This is a genomic window from Alistipes sp. CAG:29 (assembly GCF_000435435.1).
Taxonomy (GTDB): domain Bacteria; phylum Bacteroidota; class Bacteroidia; order Bacteroidales; family Rikenellaceae; genus Alistipes; species Alistipes onderdonkii.
Genome location: NZ_FR893468.1, coordinates 58,742 through 77,165, shown reverse-complemented (window position 1 = coordinate 77,165; position 18,424 = coordinate 58,742). Strand labels below are relative to the sequence as shown.

Below are 18,424 nucleotides of genomic sequence, written 5' to 3'. Positions count from 1 at the left end.
CTTATTCCGTTCATTATCCCGATATAAACCGCATGAAACAGAAAACGGTATTTTGAATGGTTTAAAACATAAAACCAAACATACATGCTTTACGACTGCAAAACGAACAATCAATCTCAAAAACGTTACACCATGGATTCATTAAAAGAAAAAGACAAACTCGCACCAAAACCTTCAAAGCGTCCCCGTATCGAAGTCGGCGAGGAGCTGATGCGTCAGATGATCGCCAGAGGGTTCCTATGGATTCGAAAGTCAATAATGGTATTTTGAATGGTTTAATCCAACGAAGCAAACATACACGCTTTACGACCATATAGCTAACAATCAATCTCAAAAACATTGTACCATGGATTCATTCAAAGAAAAAGACAAACTCGCACCGAAACCTTCAAAGCGTCCCTGTATCGAAGCCGCCGAGGAACTGATGCGTCAGATGATCGCCGGACAAGCTCCTTTGGACTCGAAAGTCGTCCGCCGGATTCCCGACCCGGAAGAGAAAAATACGGACGCTCCCGAGGAAAACACATCGGAAACGGTATCCGAAGCATCGGCACCGACGACTGAAAAAACAGACGTCAACACCCAAACGACTACTGGAAAGGAGCCTGCCGGCTTCCGTCGTAAAAAGCTCTCGCTGCCGGACTTCGAACGCACCTTCTTCGCACCGGTGGATTGCCGTAACCGTTCGGCGATCTATGTCAGCGCCCAAACCAAGCACAAAGTATCGGAAATCCTCCACCTGCTGGGAAACGATAATACAAGATTAACGGCCTTGGTCGACAATATGCTGCGCTTTGTAATCGGAATTTACAGCGACGAGCTGAATTATCTCCACGAAAAGAAGAATAACAGACAACCGTTTTGAACAGGCAATGCAATGACCGATTACTTTGGGTTTCTGATATGCGTGTCGTAGAGTCAATAGCCCGTTGGGTAGCCTCCGGGGCGCAGAAAGCCGCCTTTTCCGACGGTAGCGTCCAGCAAAACGCCGAAGATGGAAATACGCAAGGCTCGCCCTTCGGGCGATTCGCATGGCCTTGCGTATTTTCATCTCCGGCGATATATTTCCTGCCGGCGGAAAGAGATTACAGGGATATATCAGACTTTTTTGCTTTTAAGGGTGAGACGATATATGCTGTTCTCACATGGCTCCTTATCGTTTTTCCCAACTGTCCGCTATTTTTATACAGCCATGAATTTATCCGCCAACTTTATTTTGAGCATCTCCACCTCACGGTCGATCATCGGCTGGGTAACCTTCGCATAGGTCTGCGTCGTGGTGATGCGTTTATGCCCCAGCATCTTCGAGAGCGTTTCCAGCGACACGCCGTTCATCAGGCAGATCGTCGTGGCATAGGTATGGCGTCCGACATGAAAGGTCAGCTTCTTTTCGATGCCGCACAAGGCAGCGATCCGTTTCAGGGAACGGTCGACCGTATTCAGATGCGGCATAAAAGAAAAGACATAATCCGTGCCGTCCCGGTAACGTTCCAGAATGGACAAGGCAGCAGGCAGCAGTTTGACCACGTACCGTGTGTCCGTCTTGCAGCGGTTGCCTGTGACCCACCAGTCGCCGTGCGTATCCTGTTCGAGCTGTTTCCATGCAAGGGTTTTCAGATCCGCGTAGCAGATGCCCGTAAAACAGGAGAAGAGGAACAGGTCGCGGATCATACGTTGTTTCTTCGTGCGGAGCGCGGCATGCTGAAGCGTGAGGATCTCTTCCTCGTTCAGGAAAGCACGCTCCGGCGTGGGTTCGTTGTAACGGTACGAGGCGAACGGATTGCGGGGCATGATTCCGTCGTTGAAGGAGACTTTGACCACATTGATCAGGCAGTCCAGATAACGGCAGATGCTCGTAAGCTTGAGATTGCATTCCGTTCTCAAGTAAACATGGAACTGTTCGATAAAGGACTGTTCCAGTTCGGCAAGGGCGATGTCGCTCACACGGTATTTTACAGTAAGGAACGCTTGCAGGTGTTTCATCGTGGCAAGATAACGGTACCACGTGTTTTTCGAACGGTCGACGCCGATACGGCCGTGCAGGTCGTCCGTAAAGCTGCGGAAAGTGGACAGCAGGGTGCGGTAACGCTTCCCGAATCCCAGCCAGGCGTTCTTCACCTTCTCGGCCGTCACATAGCTTTCCCGGTCGCGGATATCCCGATAATGACGGTCGAGCTGCGAGCGGATATCGTCCAGATGGCGGTTGATACGGTCGGCTTCGAGACTCCGCCCCTTGGCACGGCCGCCGCGGACTTCCCACAAACACTCCGGAACCGTGAGCTTCGCACTGAATTGCGAAATAGTACCGTTGACCGTGATGCGGCCCATGAGGGGAACCGCAGACTGTGTTTTTTTCTTGTTCCTTTTCAGGTAGAACAGAACCTTGAATGTGCTGCGCATAACTCTGCTTTTTTAGGGATACAAAACTAATTTCCGCAGAGTCTTCGGTCAAGATGAATGGAAATGCAATAGACGGTAAATCACTATTTTAGGAAATAAAAGGCATTCCCGAACGAGGTAATGCTTTGGTAACTGAACCCACGCTTGACGATGCCGCCGACTACCGATTCGACAACCTGTATAGAGTGAACTGGATAGAAAAACTACCTGATTATCAATACCAATGCTTACATTTGCCTTTTTACCAAATTTGTGATACTTTTGACCCCGAAATCACTCATTTGCATACGTTATGCGTAAAATCACCAACGAAGAGCTGAACCGGCCCTCGGCCGGGGAGTTCGCCGCGATGGAGAAAATGCCCGTCGCGGTGGTGCTCGACAACGTCCGTTCGTTGCAGAACGTAGGGGCTTTCTTCCGCACGGGGGATGCTTTCGCCGTGGAACGCATCGCCCTCTGCGGCATCACCGCGACGCCGCCCAACCGCGACATCCACAAGACGGCGCTCGGTGCCGAACTGACCGTGCCGTGGACTTATCACAAGACGACGGAGGAGTGCATTGCCCGCCTGCGCGCCGAAGGCTACCGGGTCTATGCCGTCGAGCAGGTCGAAGGAGCCGTGATGCTCGGCGATTTCCGGGCGGAGCCGGGCGTGAAATATGCGCTCGTGTTCGGCAATGAGGTGATGGGCGTGGGGCAGCAGGCCGTGGACATGTGCCACGGTGCGATCGAGATCCCGCAGGCCGGGACAAAGCATTCGATCAACGTTTCGGTTTCGGGCGGTGTCGTTTTGTGGGATTTTTTTTGCCAAATCCGGCCGAAGCGTTAACTTTGCCGCGCTGAACCTCGGTTTAGCTGCGCCCCGGCAAAACAGATAAATTTGGCTTTGCACCCGGCTTGCGCTATCACCCCGGTTTACAGGTGTTGATAAGTCTCCCTTTTCAAAGGGAGGTTTGGAAGGATTGTCGATATGGAATTGGCGTTTTTGCGCCGTAATACGAATCCGATGGATTCCATACCGGAACCTTGCGAACGAATGAAATGTTGAATAATCCATCGGGTTCGTAGTAAACTATGTCTGTAGAAAGTACTGTCAGGGCAGTGACCACCTACCGTCTGACGGAGATGAAGCAGCGCGGCGAGAAGATCGCCATGCTGACCTCGTACGATTATTCGATGGCCAGGATCGTCGACGCCGCGGGTATCGATGTGATCCTCGTGGGCGACTCGGCGGCCAACGTGATGGCCGGTTACGAAACCACGCTTCCCATTACCCTCGATATGATGATTTACCATGCGCGTTCGGTCGTGCGTGCCGTTAGCCGTGCACTGGTCGTCGTCGACCTGCCGTTCGGAACCTACCAGGGCAATTCGAAGGTGGCGCTCGACTCGGCCATCCGCATCATGAAGGAGACCGAGGCCGATGCCGTGAAGATCGAGGGCGGCGAAGAGATCCTCGAATCGGTTAACCGCATCCTTTCGGCCGGAATACCCGTCATGGGGCACCTGGGGCTGACGCCGCAGTCGATCCATAAGTTCGGGACGTACAGCGTGCGTGCCAAGGAGGAGGCCGAGGCAGCGAAACTCGTCCGCGACGCCCACCTGCTGAGCGATGCGGGGTGCTTCGGCATCGTGCTCGAAAAGATTCCTGCGGCGCTGGCCGCCCGCGTCACCTCCGAAATCTCCGCGCCGACCATCGGCATCGGCGCCGGCGGAGGTTGCGACGGGCAGGTGTTGGTGATCCACGACATGCTGGGCATCAACAAGGGTTTCTCGCCGCGCTTCCTGCGCCGCTATGCCGACCTGTATACCGTCATGTCGGACGCCGTGTCGCAGTATATCACGGACGTCAAATCGTGCGATTTTCCCAACGGGCAGGAGCAGTATTGACCCCGCCGGGTGTGCAGGCCGCCGTGACGGAATAATTTCGATCCCCGACCCTGAGGCCGGGGATTTTTCCTGTCCGGGAAGTCGGCGGCGGGAGGATGCCCCCGATTGCTGTCCAGGGATTCCGGGCGCGGAGCGTCCCCTCCGGCTTGTACGGGACTGCGCTGGCGGCTTCCCGGGACGGGGTGTCGGAGGGGTTTCCTGTCCGGGGCGCTGGCGTGTGTATTTACCCGTCGCGGGGCTTGCCGGGCGTTGTCCCGGGGGCTCCGGATTTTGCCCGCACCCGGCGGCTTTGATAAATTGTTGATAAAAAAATCGTCGCGTTGCCCCGGATATTAGGCCGTTTCGAAAATTATCACTACATTTGCGAGCAACAAAAATCCACGTTCATTATGTCTTTTATCAATGAAAGGGTTCAGCCCGAAGGACTTACGTTCGACGATGTGCTGCTTGTACCCGCCTATTCGGAAGTGTTGCCGCGAGAGGTCAGTGTCCAGACCCGTTTCTCGCGAAATATCAAACTCAACATCCCCATTGTGTCCGCTGCCATGGACACCGTTACCGAAGCGCCGATGGCTATTGCGCTGGCTCGTGAAGGCGGGATCGGCGTGATCCACAAGAACATGTCCATCGCCGAGCAGGCCGCCCACGTGCGCCGGGTGAAGCGGGCCGAGAACGGCATGATTTACGACCCGGTGACCATCTCGAAAGACCATACGGTCGGCGATGCGCTCAACCTGATGAAAGAGAACAAGATCGGGGGTATCCCGGTCGTGGACGCGGATCGGAAGCTGATCGGTATCGTCACCAACCGCGACCTGCGGTTCCAGCGCGACATGTCGCGCCGTATCGAGGAGGTGATGACCCCCGGCGACCGCCTCATCACCACGCATAGCTCCGAATTGTCCAACGCTTCGGAGGTGCTGCTCAACTGCAAGATCGAAAAGCTCCCCGTGGTCGACGACGAAGGCCATCTGGTGGGGCTTATTACTTATAAGGATATCACGAAGGTGCAGGATCATCCCAACGCCTGCAAGGATGCCAAAGGCCGTCTGCGCGTCGCAGCCGGCGTGGGCATCACGCCCGATGCGCTGGATCGCGTGAAGGCGCTCGTCGAGGAGGATGTGGATGCCGTGGTGCTCGACTCCGCGCACGGGCATTCGATGAATATCGTCAATAAGCTCAAGGAGATCAAGGCCGCCTATCCGTCGCTCGACGTGGTGGTCGGAAATATCGCCACGGCAGGGGCCGCACGGTTCCTGATCGAGAACGGCGCCGACGGCATCAAGGTCGGCATCGGCCCCGGCTCGATCTGCACCACCCGCGTGATCGCGGGCGTGGGCGTTCCCCAGTTGTCGGCCATCTATGCCGCGGCGTCGGCCGCCAAAGATACGGGCGTTCCGGTTATCGCCGACGGCGGCCTGCGTTATTCGGGCGACATCGTCAAGGCGCTGGCTGCGGGCGGCGACTGCGTGATGATCGGCTCGATGTTCGCCGGCACGGAGGAGTCTCCCGGCGAGACGATCATCTACAACGGCCGTAAGTTCAAGACCTACCGCGGCATGGGCTCGATCGACGCCATGAAGGCGGGTTCCGCCGACCGCTATTTCCAGAAGGGCTGCGAAGGCAATATCAACAAGCTCGTTCCCGAAGGGATCGTGGCGCGCGTACCCTTCAAGGGCACGTTGAGCGAGGCTGTCTTCCAGCTTATCGGCGGCATCCGTTCGGGCATGGGTTATTGCGGTGCCAGGGACATCGCGGCTTTGCAGCGTGCGCAGTTCATCCGCATCACCTCGAACGGCGTTACGGAGAACCACCCGCACGACGTGACCATCACGAGTGAAACGCCCAATTATTCCCGCGGTGAATAGTTCCGATCCCGGGATTGCGGCCTGCGGGCTTTTTTGCGGTTCATGCCGGAAATTCCGGAAAGGGAGTTGTCCGGGGTGCCGCGATAACGAAAAGGCCGTGTGGTGCAAGGTTCGTTTCTGCTGCCGGGAGAACGGCTGGCAGAGTTGCGCCGAATGCACGCTGGTGCCGCTGGATGCCTGCGGAAAGTTCAATAATTTCATCGCCGGGGTTTTCCAGGTCGTTTTTCGCTCAGACCGTCGCGGTTGCATAGCACGCATCCGCGAAGTCGGGAACGAGGCTTTCACCGCGGAGATGCGCCTTGCGGGAAGTTACAACCGTCCGGTAAAAAGAAAATAATAAGGATTCGAGGTCTTCCTTGGCAACGAGAAGGCCCGGAGGAATTTTAGGCCTGAAACCGGCGTCGGAGACGCCGTAGAGTGAGTCCGGCGAGTTTCATGGCTTGTAAATCTTCCGAAATTGATGAACCCCGATTCGTCGGACTTACATTATATTATGGAAAAAATCCTGATTCTCGACTTCGGGTCGCAGTATACGCAGCTCATCGCGCGGCGCGTACGCGAACTGAATGTCTATTGCGAGATCCACCCCTTCAACAAAATTCCGGTGCCGGATGCTTCGGTGCGGGGTGTGATTCTCTCGGGCAGTCCCTTCTCCGTGAGGGACGAGCATGCCCCTGCCCCCGACCTTTCGGCCATCAAGGGTAAACTGCCCCTGCTGGGTGTCTGCTACGGCGCGCAGTTCCTCGCATCGGCCTTCGGCGGTGAGGTGCAGCCTGCGCCCAGCCGCGAGTACGGCCGTGCGGTGCTTACGGTGGGCGATGCCGGTGACCCGCTGATGCGCGGCCTGCCTGCGACCACGCAGGTGTGGATGTCGCACGGCGATACGATCACGTCGGTGCCCGCGAACTATAAGATTGTGGCCAGCACCGAGGACGTGCGCGTGGCTGCGTTCCGCATCGAGGGCGAGCAGACGTGGGGCATCCAGTTCCACCCCGAGGTCTACCATTCGACCGACGGCACGCACCTGCTGAAGAATTTCGTCGTGGGTATCTGCGGCTGCAGGCAGGAGTGGACGTCGGAGAGTTTCGTGGAGGCCACCGTGCGCGAGTTGCAGGAGAAACTGGGCGACGACAAGGTCGTGCTCGGGCTTTCGGGCGGCGTAGACTCGTCGGTGGCCGCCGTGCTGCTGCACAGGGCCATCGGCAAGAACCTCTACTGCATCTTCGTGGATTCGGGCCTGCTGCGCAAGAACGAATTCGAGGACGTGCTCGAGTCGTATAAGAACATGGGCTTGAACGTCAAGGGCGTGAAGGCCGGCGACAAGTTCCTGGGTGACCTGGCTGGCGTGAGCGATCCCGAGACCAAGCGCAAGATCATCGGCCGCGATTTCGTCGAGGTATTCAACGAGGAGGCGATCCGGATCGAGGACGTGCGCTGGCTGGCGCAGGGGACGATCTATCCTGACGTGATCGAGTCGGTGTCGGTCAACGGCCCCTCGGCGACGATCAAGTCGCACCACAACGTCGGCGGGCTGCCCGAGAAGATGCACCTCGGGATCGTCGAGCCGCTGCGCCTGCTCTTCAAGGACGAGGTGCGCCGCGTAGGCCGTTCGCTCGGGATCTCCGAGCAGCTGATCGGGCGCCATCCCTTCCCGGGGCCCGGCCTTGCGATCCGTATCCTGGGCGACATTACGCCCGAAAAGGTCGGAATCCTGCAGGACGTGGACAAAATCTACATCGACGCCCTGCGCGATGCCGGACTTTACGACAAGGTGTGGCAGGCGGGGGCCATCTTGCTCCCGGTGAAGAGCGTCGGCGTGATGGGCGACGAGCGAACCTACGAGAGCTGCGTCGCACTGCGTGCCGTGACCTCGACCGACGGCATGACCGCCGACTGGGTGCACCTGCCCTATGAGTTCCTTGCCAATGTGTCGAACGACATCATCAATAAAGTCAAAGGGGTCAACCGCGTCGTCTACGACATCTCCTCGAAACCGCCTGCAACCATCGAGTGGGAATAGGGTATGATCCCTGCGCGGCCGCTGTGTGAGGCAGGCCGCCGCCGTATTGCAATCGTTGCCGAACCCGTTATTCGGCATGGCCTGCCCGGACGTTTACAGTCCGGGCAGGCTGCTTTTGTGGCCGGGTGGTGTGGCCGAGCGGCTTTGCCGGCTGCTGCAACGTGCGTGCAATGCCATATTCCCGGGATTGTAACGGGACTGTCGCAACGATGAAATAGCCGCAGGGTAATTTTGCAGCATCGGAAACGATGCCGGTTTATGACCCCTGCCGATGCAATCCGCCAACCAGCCTTGAAACTTCGCCCGTCCCGGGTTTCCGGGGCGGAATTTTTTTTTGCCTGGCCGAAGGTGCGCCAGGGGGGCGGTTCCGGACGGAAGCCTCCGCCGATGCCTTGATTTGGGTGCTTGCGAGGCTGTATGCCGCACGGGTTGTCCTTTCCGAGGCAGCATGGAACGTTTTTTTGCTATGTAACGGAACCTTAACAGTAAATATATGCCGAAATCCTTTTGTATTTTTGAAATAAAAGTTATCTTTGTAATAGTTTCCCCTTTAAAAAACGGAAGAATCGTAAGTTATTTTTGCAAACGGATATTAGTTTATAATCACCTAATTAAAACTATTTTTATGAGTAAACATCTTTTTAGGTTGGTCTTCGGTGCATTTTTCCTTGTGGCTGCCACGGCATTTACGGGATGCTCCGACGACGATGACAAGTCGCTGACGCCGAAGTTGACGGCGGATCCGACGGCGCTTGATTTCACCGATGAGACGGCGACGACGCAGACCGTTGCCATCACGGCGAACTGCGAATGGACGGTTACTGCAAGTAACCTGGATTGGGCTACCATTTCCCCGATGAGCGGCAAAGGCAACGGAACGATCTCCGTTACGGTTTCCGAGCTGCCCGCCGGTACGAACCTGCGCGAAGGTAAGATCTCCTTCACGCTTATCCACCCCGAATTCGGCAAATGGGGCCAGGCCGAGTCGTCCGTAGCCGTGAAACAGTACGGCAGCGGGGTTACACCCCCCCCCACGGGCGATGCTATCTATGCTAACGATTTCGATAAGGAGCAGGCTCAAAAGGGGGCAGATGGTAAGTTCCCCTTCGCAGATGCATTCGAGGGCTGGAAGAATCAGACTGGTACGGGTGCCGACAATGTTGCTTATAAAACGAGCGGTATAAGTGTTCGTTCGAATTCGCCTTCGAACGATAGCCATTCGAAGTACAAGGACGACGCTTCCGGTGTCAACAATATGTTTTTCGGAACGAGCGGTGTTTTTGAGATTCAGAAAATCGCACTTGAATCTACCAAGAAGAACCTTCAACTTACGTTCGGTTCATACCGTAGTATTTTTGAAGATAAGGACAATGCCTTCAAGACTTCGGAGTTCCATGTATATCTGAGCAAAGACGGTGAAAACTGGGCGGAAATTACCTATGACCGCCCTGTCGGGGACGACGAGCACTCTAACTACGGTACCTGGGCTTTGGCGACGGCCAATTTCACGCTGAAACAGGTGCCTTCGGAACTTTACATTAAATTTACTTCGGATCTTACATCCGCACACCGTATCGACGACGTGAAACTTTTCGAGGGCATCGGTGGTACGGAGGTCGACCTGGACAATATTACTCCTCCTGTAACTGAAACGAAGACCATTGCTGAAGTCATTGCGGGTTCGGTAGGCGCGACCTATACTACGCAGGGACAAGTCGTGGCGATTAACGGACGTAGTTTCCTGATTCAGGACAATAGCGGGAAGATTCTGGTCTATCTTGGATGGAAAGATAATAAGCCTGTGGTAGATTATTCCGCTACGATTGGCCAGACTGTCAAGGTGACCGGCAAGACGACTACTTACAGTAAGTTGGTACAGTTCTCTGAAACCGACTTGGTAATAGAAAAGGTATCTGACGGTTCCTTCACACAGCCTACTCCCGAAAAGTTCGACGGAGCCGCTTTCGATGCCTATGCGGCAGCCACTCCCGTTATTAAATATATCGAATATTCGGGCACGCTTACGATAGACGGGTATTACTATAATATAGCTGTCGAAGGTACGGATCTGCAGGGCTCTCTGGCATATCCCGCCGATGGTTTTGTCGATGCTTCCCTTAATGGACAGGTTGTTATTGTCAAGGGTTATACGTTAGGTATGACCAACCAGAGTAAGATGCTTAGCACGATTGCCGTATCGGTCGAAAAGGATGGTGATGCACCCGCTGAACCGAAGATTACCAAGCTCGACCCGACGTCGCTTTCTTTCGCGGCGACGGACAATGCCAAGACCGTGACCGTCACGGCTGCCAATGCCGACGACTGCACGATCGAAGCCGCTACGGATAAATCGGAGCAGTTCACGACCTCCGTAAACGGGATGGTTGTAACCGTGACGCCCAAGGAAAACATGACGGAGCAGGCTATCACCGCCACGCTGACCATCAAACTGATGAAGGCCGGTGCCGCTGTGGATACCAAAACCGTTGCGATTTCGCAGGCCGGGAAATCCGGATCGGGCGGGGACGGCCAGCAGATTACCCTTACGTTGGACGATATTATCGCTATCGGCGGGAAAAGTGGAGCCTATGCCGAATTTACATATACGAATACTTTCGGCGAATGGTCGGGTAAAGCAGCTGGTGGTAGCAGCGGAAAGGAATGTTTACAGATTAATGTAAAAGTCAATTCGGCTTTTGGATCGTTCGTGCAGATTCCTGCCGTTGATGGGACGATTGAGAAGATTGAGGTGACCATTCGTGAGCCTTATAAAGGACGTGCTATCGGTATTTTTCCGGTTGGGTACACATATACAAAAGACACACTTGATAAGATGAAAGAGCAACTTGCGAAGGATGCTATAGCAATCAGCAACGAGACTCCGTCTGATGTAAATAATAACGAACCGTTTACGTTTGTAATTGACAACCTCAGTGCTAAGAACCTTACGTAGTTTTCGATATTCCCGACTCTTGGAGCGGTAAGTATTACTGCGATCACGGTTACTTATTCAAAATAAGAAAGTAGGTGTTTTCCTATAATCCATCCCCGGCGGATTGGCTTCCGCCGGGGATGATTGTCGGATTTTCTACCTGACATTTTTATCTGCAAATTCCTACATGATTTTGACAAAAGGGTTATTGAAACTTTTCGGACGGGCTATGGTGCTCGGGGCGCTCCTGCTGGTTTTCGGGCGGTGCGCTTCCTCCGACGACACCACCCCGGCGAATATTTCCGCGCTGTTCCTCGATACGGAGACGGCCACGCTCGCGGCCAAAGGCTATGCGACCGACCCTCGGCTCGTGCTGACGGGGCCCGTGGGTACGGCTTATACCGTCACCGTGACCGAAGGCGGCAGTTGGTGCTGGACGTCGCGCAGGACGCAAGCCACGACCAAATCGGCGCAGCTGGTCGCCGCAACCGAGGTCATTTACCTCTACCTGGACAAAAACGAAACGGGCGCTTCGCGCCGGGCTGCGGTCGATGTCGTTTTCGACGGCGGACACGAATTCACGTTGACGATCGACCAGGCGGACTATTCGGTTCCGGCGTCGATGGATCACGCGTGGGCGGAATTGCCCGCCTATGTCGAAGTCCCCGATTACCGTTACGTAACACATTACGCGCCGCTCTCTTCGACTGTGACGGCACGTAACTTTACGATCTGCTACGACACGAAGAAACGTATCGCCAACTGGGTCGCCTATCCGATCCATTCCTGTTACCGGGTTGGAAAATATGAGCGTTCTAATGCATGGAAATACGATCCTGAAGTGCCGGAGGAATTTCAGGTCGATTTGAGCCGCGGTTCATATAATGGGCGGCCTATCCGCGGGCATCAGTGTATGTCCTACCATCGTTATGTCAGCTATTCTTCGCTATTGAATGAGCAGACGTTCTATTCGACCAATATTATGCCTCAGGATCCTGATTTTAATAGCGGGTCGTGGGGGGATTTGGAAGATCTTACCCTGAAATATATTTCATATCCCGATACCTTGTACAATGTTACGGGAACTTATGGGGTACAGGGATATACGACGGATAAAGGGGGGAATCGGGTCGCGATTCCACAGTATTGCTGGAAGGTGCTGCTACGTACCAAAAGCGGCAGGACGGGGAAGCGGATCGACCAGATTACCGATGCATCGCAATTGGCGGCAATCGGTTATTGGGCTGAAAATTCCTCAACCACGACCGGGAATATAAAACAATATATCACGAGCGTCGCCGACATCGAAGAGAAAACGGGCTATAAATTCTTTACGATGCTCGACGATGGCATTGCCGCCGACGTGAAGGCACAGAACAATCCCTCGGACTGGGGTATAAATTAATCTGAATTATATGAAGAAACTGCTTTTTACCGGGCTTTTCGCAGCGCTGATCGTCGTCTGCTTCGCCCAGAAACCCTACAAGGTCGTTTTCTACAACTTCGAAAACCTCTTCGATACGATCCGCAACCCGGAGATTTACGACGAGGAGTTTACGCCCGAAGGGCCCAAGAAGTGGAATACGCCCAAGTACACCAAAAAGATCAATAACCTTTCGCGCGTGTTGTTCGACATCGCCGCTATCAACAAGGACTACCCGGTGGTGATCGGTGTTTCGGAGATCGAGAACCGCAATGTCATGGAAGACGTGATCGCTACGCCCAAACTCGCCCCGGCCAATTACCGCATCGTGCACTACGATTCGCCCGATGCTCGCGGCGTGGACGTGGCGTTCTACTACCGTCCCGACGTGTTCAAGCTCGAGGGCAGCGCCCCGATTCCGTTTACGATGGAGAGCCTGCCGAATTTCCGCACGCGCGACGTGGTGACGATGTGGGGGACGATCGACGGGGAACCGTTTTATTTCATGGTGGCCCACTGGCCTTCGCGCCTGGGCGGCAAGGAGGCTTCGGCACCCAAGCGCGAGCGCGCCGCCGAGATCATGCGCCATGCCGCCGACTCGGTGCTGGCGATCAACCCCGCGACCAAGGTCGTGATGATGGGTGACTTCAACGACGACGCCACCGACAAGAGCATCACCGAGGTGCTCGGCGCCGAAGGCAACATCCGCAAGCTCCAACCGGGCGGATACTACAATCCCTTTATCGACATGCTGAAGGCGGGCATCGGTTCGCTTGCCTACCGCGACCAGTGGAACCTGTTCGACAATATCGTCGTGTCGGAGAACCTCGCTACCGGCTCGACGGGTTCGCTCAAGCTGGAGCGTGCCCCCAAGGGGAAATATTACGGCAATATTTTCCGTGTCCCCTATCTGTTCCAGCAGGAAGGCCAGTACAAGGGCTACCCGCTGCGTACGTTCGTGGGCAACAATTTCCAGGGGGGATACAGCGATCACCTTCCCGTATTCATTTACATCGGTAAATAACCCAACAAAGTAATTATGAAGATCAGAGCTTTACTTGTTATCCTGCTCACGCTGGCCTGTGCCGGGGCGTATGCCCAGGACGGGGGCGTCAAAGGCAAGGTCGTCTCGCGTGACGGCCGTGTCGCACTGAGCAATGTCAAGGTGGTCGTCGAACCGCTCGGCGTCACCGTCATGACCGACAACCACGGTAATTTCAATATCGACCAGCTGCCCAAAGGGGAATACCAGTTGAAATTCGAAGCCCCCGAGTTCGAGAACCTCGACCTGGCGGTTCGTGTCGACAAGATGGTCAAGAACCTCAATTCGGTGGTGATGGCCCCCGATGTGCAGTATGTCATCGACGACGCCGTGTTCGCGGAGTTCGACTCCGATACGGCGGCCGACGGGCAGTCGCTGCCTTCGTCGCTTTCGTCGTCGAAGGATGTCTTCAACAACATTGCCTCGTATAAATTCAGCGAGATGCGTTTCAACGTGCGCGGTTACGATTCGCAGTATTCGAGCATCTACCTGAACGGCATCCGGTTCAACGACGCCATGACGGGCTATGGCCCCTGGTCGTTGTGGAGCGGCCTGAACGACGCCACGCGTAACCAGGAGAATACCGCCGGGCTGCGCTCGTCGGGCTACGGCATCGACGGCATCGGCGGTACGACCAATGTCAATGCGCGCGCTTCGCAGATGCGCAAGGGCTTCCGTGCCAGCGTCGTGAACGGCAACTCGATGTACCGCTTCCGCGCGATGGTTTCCTACGCTTCGGGCCTGCTCGACAACGGATGGTCGTACGCCTTCTCGTTCTCGACCCGCCAGGGCGGCAACTCCTATGTCGACGGGGTGTACTACAATGCCTACGGTTACTTCGCATCGGTCGAAAAGCGTTTCGGCGGCGACCGCCACAACCTGGCGCTGACCATCCTGGGCGCACCGACCGAGCGCGGAGCGCAGCAGGCGTCGACGCAGGAAGCCTACGACCTGTTGAGTAACAACTATTACAACCCCAATGTGGGTAAGCAGGATGGCAAGCTGCGCAACTCGCGCGTGCGCGATTACCACGAGCCGATCGTGATGCTCAACTACGGGTTCGACATTTCGTCGAATACCAAACTTGCCGCCGCGGCTTCGTTCCGCTTCGGCAAGAACGGCTATTCGGCCCTGACGTGGACGGACGGCCCCGACCCGCGCCCCGACTACTACCGTTACCTGCCCAGCTTCTACACGAACCGTATCCTCCAGTTGTCCGAGGGCATCGAGAGTTCGGATCTGGGGACGTACAACGACCTTGCGCTGCGTTCGATGCGCGAGTGGATCACCGACCCCAGCAAGAGCCAGATGGATTACGACAACATGTTCCGCATGAACTACAACCGCAACAAGTCCGGGGCTTCGGGCATCTACATGATCGAAGAACGCCATACCGACCAGCGCGATTTCAACTTCGCGGCCAACATCGCCCATACGTTCCGCAACCAGTCCGTGCTGCGCGGAGGCCTGACGGCGCGTGTCAACCGCACGGAGTACTACGACGAGGTGAAAGACCTGCTCGGTGCCGACTACTGGCTCGACGTGGATAAGTTCGCCCTGCGCGACAACGGCAACTACAACCCGCTGCTTTCGCAGAACGACCTGGATTATTACCTCAAGCACGGCGAGGCCCGCCGCGTCGGGGAAGGCGATAAGTTCAGCTACGATTACTACGCCAACCTGCGCCAGGCACAGGTCTGGGCGCAGTATTACGCCTCGTTCGGCGGTTTCACGATGAGCCTCGGCGGCGAGGTCGGCTATACGGCCATGTGGCGCGACGGCCGGCTGCGCAAGGGCCTCTTCGCGAACAACTCGCTCGGCAAATCGAAGACGCTCGACTACCTGACCTACAAGCTCAAGGGCGAGTTCTCGTACCGTTTCTCGGGTGCGCACGCCATCGACGCCAATGTGGCCTACATGGTCAATCCCCCGCAGTTCCGCGACGCTTTCGTTTCGGCGCGTACCCGCAATACGACTACGCCGGGCCTCGATTCCGAGAAGGTACTCGGCGTCGACCTGTCGTACAACCTCAATCTGCCGTGGATCACGGCGCGCGTTTCGGGTTACTATACCTCGGTCGCCGACCAGTCGAAGGTTATCTCGTACTATGACGATACGCAGTCGTCGTTCACCAACTTCGCCATGAGCGGCATCGACAAGCGTTACTACGGCCTCGAAGTGGGCGTCGTGGTTCCCATCTGGGGCGGCATCTCGTTCAACGGTGCCCTGAGCCTGGGCGACTACCGCTATACGTCGGACGCCAACTTCACACAGACGCGCGACAACAGCGAGGAGGTGCTCCGCGGCGACAAGGTGCTCTGGGACGACCTCTACGTCGAAAGCACGCCGCAGACGGCGCTCAACCTCGGTCTGAGCTACCGCGGCCCGCGCAACTGGTTCGCCTCGGTCGATTTCAACTACTACGACCGTATCTACCTCTCGATGAACCCCGCGCGCCGTACCCGTGCCGCTTATGCCACGGTACTGCGCCCCGACGAGGCGGCACAGCTTCCCGGCGCCGTGAAATACACGGCGCTGATGAACCTGCGCGAGCAGGAGAAATTCGACTCGGCCTATACACTCAACCTGAGCGTCGGCAAGAACTGGTACATCCACCGCATCTACCAGCTGGGCTTCAGCCTCGAGGTGAAGAATATCCTCAACGACCAGACGATCCGCACGGGCGGTTACGAACAGATGCGCCTTTCGCGCCGTACCTATGTGAACAAGGAGGGTGCGGCCGCCCAGCCGATCCAGTACTACGTACCGTTCGATTCGAAGTACTTTTACCTGCTGGGGACGACCTATTACCTGAATGTATATTTCCGCTTCTAATACGATATGACGATTATGAAAAAGATATTTCAGTTATGTGCCGTGCTGGCCGTGATGTTTGCGGTTACGGGGTGCTATAATGATTTCGATGCGCCGAAGCCCGCCAAAGTCTATACCGACGAGGATTTCGCGGGGATGAAGCATATCTCCATCGCCGATGTGAAACAGATGTTCCTCGATGAGCACAAGTCGCTCGGTGGTACGGGCAGCAACTCGAGCTGGGGCGATACGAAGTATGTACAGATCGGCCAGTCGTCCGACGGGCTGGATTACTACATCAAGGGCAAGGTGCAGTCGAGCGACGAGGAGGGCAACGTCTACAAGTCGCTCTACCTGGTGGACGATTCGGGTGCCATTGAGGTGAAGCTCACTACGGGGCTCTATTTTACCTATCCGATGGGGCGTTTCGACAAGGCCACGGGTACGATCCCCTCGAACTGGGTCTATGTCAAGGTCTCGGGCCTCTATATCGGCAACTACCGCATGATGCTGTCGCTGGGCGAGGGGCCTACCGATTCCTACAACAAGGTGGGCGAACATAAGTTCTATGCCAACTCGAACATCGAAGATCCGACGGAGATCCGCAAGCGCGTATTCCTCGGCGGGGAGACGCAGCTGGAGCTGGGCAAGGAGATCCTCGAGATCACCGAGGCCAACTGCGACGATTTCTTCGGCCAGAACGGGCAGCAGTATTTCGGGCGTCTGGTGATCCTGCGCGGCGTTACGTGTCGTTACGGGACGGTGGGGTCGAACATTTATCCCGCGTGGATGTATACCGACATCCGTCCGGTGATGAACAAGGTCTGGTACCGCTGGGCATTTAGCAACGACGGTACGAACCTCTACGGTTCGGTGCTTTTCACCTATGACAGCACCCTGCCTTCGACGACCAACAAGAAGGGTGTCTATACGGTGCGCACGAGCGGTTATTCGCGTTTCGCCCAGTATCCCGTCGTCCGCGACGGCGCGAAAGGCGATATCATGGCCATCTTCGGCATCTACTCCAAGGACTGGACATACAACTACGGCGCTTACCAGTGCACGGTCAACTATTTCGACGACATCATGTTCGACAAAGACGCCTTCCTGACGGAGGCGGAGGTCGAGGAGCTGACCCCGGCCGATTCATGGGTTACGCCCGACACGTCGGACGACGAGTATACCGAATAACCCGCTCCGGCAGAAACGACGGCCGCCCTCGGAAAGGCGGCCGTTTTTTCGTAGCCGGTGATACCGGGAAGCGTTAAAATCCGTATCTTTGCGAAGGATATTCACTCCTGACCGATGAAAGATTTTGCAGCCATAGATTTCGAGACGGCCAACGGCCGGCGTACGAGCGTTTGCTCGGTGGGCGTCGTCGTGGTGCGTGGCGGCGAGGTGGTCGACACGCTTTACAGCCTGATCCGCCCGCGTCCTAATTTTTACAGCCGTTTCACCACGGCCATCCACGGCCTCAGCTACGAGGATACGGCCCAGGCGCCCGATTTCGCCGACGTGTGGAAGCAGATTGCGCCCCGTATCGAGGGGCTGCCGCTCGTGGCGCACAACTCGCCCTTCGACGAGGGGTGCCTGCGCGCCGTGTTCGAGTTGTACGGGATGCCTTATCCCGGCTACCGGTTCTATTGTACGTGCCGTGCCTCGCGCAGGACGTTCGGCAGCAGCCTGCCCAACCACCAGCTCCATACCGTGTCGGCGGCGTGCGGTTTCGACCTTGCCAACCACCACCATGCCCTGGCCGATGCCGAGGCGTGCGCGCGGATCGCGCTGAAAATCCTGTAACGGGGTTCCTGTCCCGAAACAGAAACTCCCGGCAATAGCCGGGAGTTTTCGTATTTTCCTGTTGCCGGGTCAGAGCCCCAGCTCCAGCTGGAAGCGGATCTCCCAGCGGTTGTAATCGGGGTCAAACGATTCGCTGCGGTGGTTGTACGACATGTCTGCCTGTACCTTAAGGCTGTGGCCGATGATGTAACGGGTGACGCCTACGGTCGTCTGGTTCCAGCGTTTGTACCCCGCA

General features: G+C 56.2%; 14 protein-coding genes and 1 pseudogene. 13 read left to right on the top strand and 2 right to left on the bottom strand.

All coding sequences use genetic code 11. The features are described 5' to 3' along the window. The first annotated feature begins 132 nt into the window (after positions 1-132). Together QVP03_RS08160 and QVP03_RS08155 are read left to right on the top strand one after the other, a co-directional pair. Positions 133-270 (top strand): hypothetical protein, encoded by a 138-nt coding sequence (locus QVP03_RS08160; RefSeq protein ID WP_162852190.1) that lies wholly within the window; start codon positions 133-135, stop codon positions 268-270. 76 nt (positions 271-346) lie between these two features. After that, positions 347-865: a DUF3408 domain-containing protein gene (locus QVP03_RS08155; RefSeq protein WP_022043478.1), complete on the top strand. Its 519-nt coding sequence runs from the start codon at positions 347-349 to the stop codon at positions 863-865. Positions 866-1,182: 317 nt separating this feature from the next. Here the strand turns inward: QVP03_RS08155 and QVP03_RS08150 are convergent, their stop codons facing one another. Further along, entirely contained in the window at positions 1,183-2,400 is a 1,218-nt protein-coding gene (locus QVP03_RS08150) for a site-specific integrase (RefSeq protein ID WP_022333010.1), read from the bottom strand. 292 nt (positions 2,401-2,692) lie between these two features. On the opposite strand from QVP03_RS08150, the gene QVP03_RS08145 reads away from it, so the two are divergent. The 11 genes from QVP03_RS08145 to QVP03_RS08095 all read left to right on the top strand — a co-directional run bounded on the left by QVP03_RS08145 (position 2,693) and on the right by QVP03_RS08095 (position 18,189). After that, positions 2,693-3,229: an RNA methyltransferase gene (locus QVP03_RS08145; RefSeq protein ID WP_022333009.1), complete on the top strand. Its 537-nt coding sequence runs from the start codon at positions 2,693-2,695 to the stop codon at positions 3,227-3,229. A 245-nt stretch (positions 3,230-3,474) separates the two neighbouring features. After that, positions 3,475-4,290 (top strand): 3-methyl-2-oxobutanoate hydroxymethyltransferase, encoded by an 816-nt coding sequence (gene panB, locus QVP03_RS08140; protein WP_256166324.1) that lies wholly within the window; start codon positions 3,475-3,477, stop codon positions 4,288-4,290. 389 nt (positions 4,291-4,679) lie between these two features. Next, positions 4,680-6,158: an IMP dehydrogenase gene (gene guaB, locus QVP03_RS08135; RefSeq protein ID WP_022333007.1), complete on the top strand. Its 1,479-nt coding sequence runs from the start codon at positions 4,680-4,682 to the stop codon at positions 6,156-6,158. Next, positions 6,151-6,495, top strand: coding sequence for a DUF3795 domain-containing protein (locus tag QVP03_RS08130; protein WP_279143645.1), 345 nt, complete (start codon positions 6,151-6,153; stop codon positions 6,493-6,495). Before guaB ends, QVP03_RS08130 begins: the two co-directional genes overlap by 8 nt. Before the next feature lie 153 nt (positions 6,496-6,648). Beyond that, complete coding sequence (guaA, locus tag QVP03_RS08125; protein ID WP_278809479.1) at positions 6,649-8,178, top strand: glutamine-hydrolyzing GMP synthase; 1,530 nt, start codon at positions 6,649-6,651, stop codon at positions 8,176-8,178. 625 nt (positions 8,179-8,803) lie between these two features. Then, positions 8,804-11,131, top strand: a complete 2,328-nt coding sequence (locus tag QVP03_RS08120; protein ID WP_022333005.1) for a BACON domain-containing protein — start codon at positions 8,804-8,806, stop codon at positions 11,129-11,131. A 172-nt stretch (positions 11,132-11,303) separates the two neighbouring features. Further along, entirely contained in the window at positions 11,304-12,515 is a 1,212-nt protein-coding gene (locus tag QVP03_RS08115; RefSeq protein WP_288210707.1) for a DNA/RNA non-specific endonuclease, read from the top strand. A 10-nt stretch (positions 12,516-12,525) separates the two neighbouring features. After that, on the top strand, positions 12,526-13,557 hold the full coding sequence (locus QVP03_RS08110; RefSeq protein WP_022333003.1) for an endonuclease/exonuclease/phosphatase family protein: 1,032 nt from the start codon (positions 12,526-12,528) through the stop codon (positions 13,555-13,557). Between the two features lie 15 nt (positions 13,558-13,572). Beyond that, positions 13,573-16,410 (top strand): TonB-dependent receptor, encoded by a 2,838-nt coding sequence (locus tag QVP03_RS08105; protein WP_022333002.1) that lies wholly within the window; start codon positions 13,573-13,575, stop codon positions 16,408-16,410. A gap of 15 nt (positions 16,411-16,425) precedes the next feature. Then, positions 16,426-17,580, top strand: a complete 1,155-nt coding sequence (locus tag QVP03_RS08100) for a DUF5689 domain-containing protein (protein WP_022333001.1) — start codon at positions 16,426-16,428, stop codon at positions 17,578-17,580. Positions 17,581-17,694: 114 nt separating this feature from the next. Next, positions 17,695-18,189 (top strand): 3'-5' exonuclease, encoded by a 495-nt coding sequence (locus tag QVP03_RS08095; RefSeq protein WP_022333000.1) that lies wholly within the window; start codon positions 17,695-17,697, stop codon positions 18,187-18,189. Positions 18,190-18,258: 69 nt separating this feature from the next. On the opposite strand, the pseudogene QVP03_RS13830 reads toward QVP03_RS08095, so the two are convergent. After that, positions 18,259-18,424: pseudogene (locus QVP03_RS13830) on the bottom strand (hypothetical protein); the annotation flags it as partial.

What these genes read in the sequence shown, in the direction of transcription:
- QVP03_RS08120 (WP_022333005.1), top strand. Translation starts at nt 8,804, where the DNA reads ATGAGTAAACATCTTTTTAGGTTGGTCTTCGGTGCATTTTTCCTTGTG.
- QVP03_RS08110 (WP_022333003.1), top strand. Translation starts at nt 12,526, where the DNA reads ATGAAGAAACTGCTTTTTACCGGGCTTTTCGCAGCGCTGATCGTCGTC.
- QVP03_RS08100 (WP_022333001.1), top strand. Translation starts at nt 16,426, where the DNA reads ATGAAAAAGATATTTCAGTTATGTGCCGTGCTGGCCGTGATGTTTGCG.
- QVP03_RS08160 (WP_162852190.1), top strand. Translation starts at nt 133, where the DNA reads ATGGATTCATTAAAAGAAAAAGACAAACTCGCACCAAAACCTTCAAAG.
- QVP03_RS08095 (WP_022333000.1), top strand. Translation starts at nt 17,695, where the DNA reads ATGAAAGATTTTGCAGCCATAGATTTCGAGACGGCCAACGGCCGGCGT.
- guaB (WP_022333007.1), top strand. Translation starts at nt 4,680, where the DNA reads ATGTCTTTTATCAATGAAAGGGTTCAGCCCGAAGGACTTACGTTCGAC.
- QVP03_RS08105 (WP_022333002.1), top strand. Translation starts at nt 13,573, where the DNA reads ATGAAGATCAGAGCTTTACTTGTTATCCTGCTCACGCTGGCCTGTGCC.
- panB (WP_256166324.1), top strand. Translation starts at nt 3,475, where the DNA reads ATGTCTGTAGAAAGTACTGTCAGGGCAGTGACCACCTACCGTCTGACG.
- QVP03_RS08150 (WP_022333010.1), bottom strand. Translation starts at nt 2,400, where the DNA reads ATGCGCAGCACATTCAAGGTTCTGTTCTACCTGAAAAGGAACAAGAAA.
- QVP03_RS08155 (WP_022043478.1), top strand. Translation starts at nt 347, where the DNA reads ATGGATTCATTCAAAGAAAAAGACAAACTCGCACCGAAACCTTCAAAG.
- QVP03_RS08145 (WP_022333009.1), top strand. Translation starts at nt 2,693, where the DNA reads ATGCGTAAAATCACCAACGAAGAGCTGAACCGGCCCTCGGCCGGGGAG.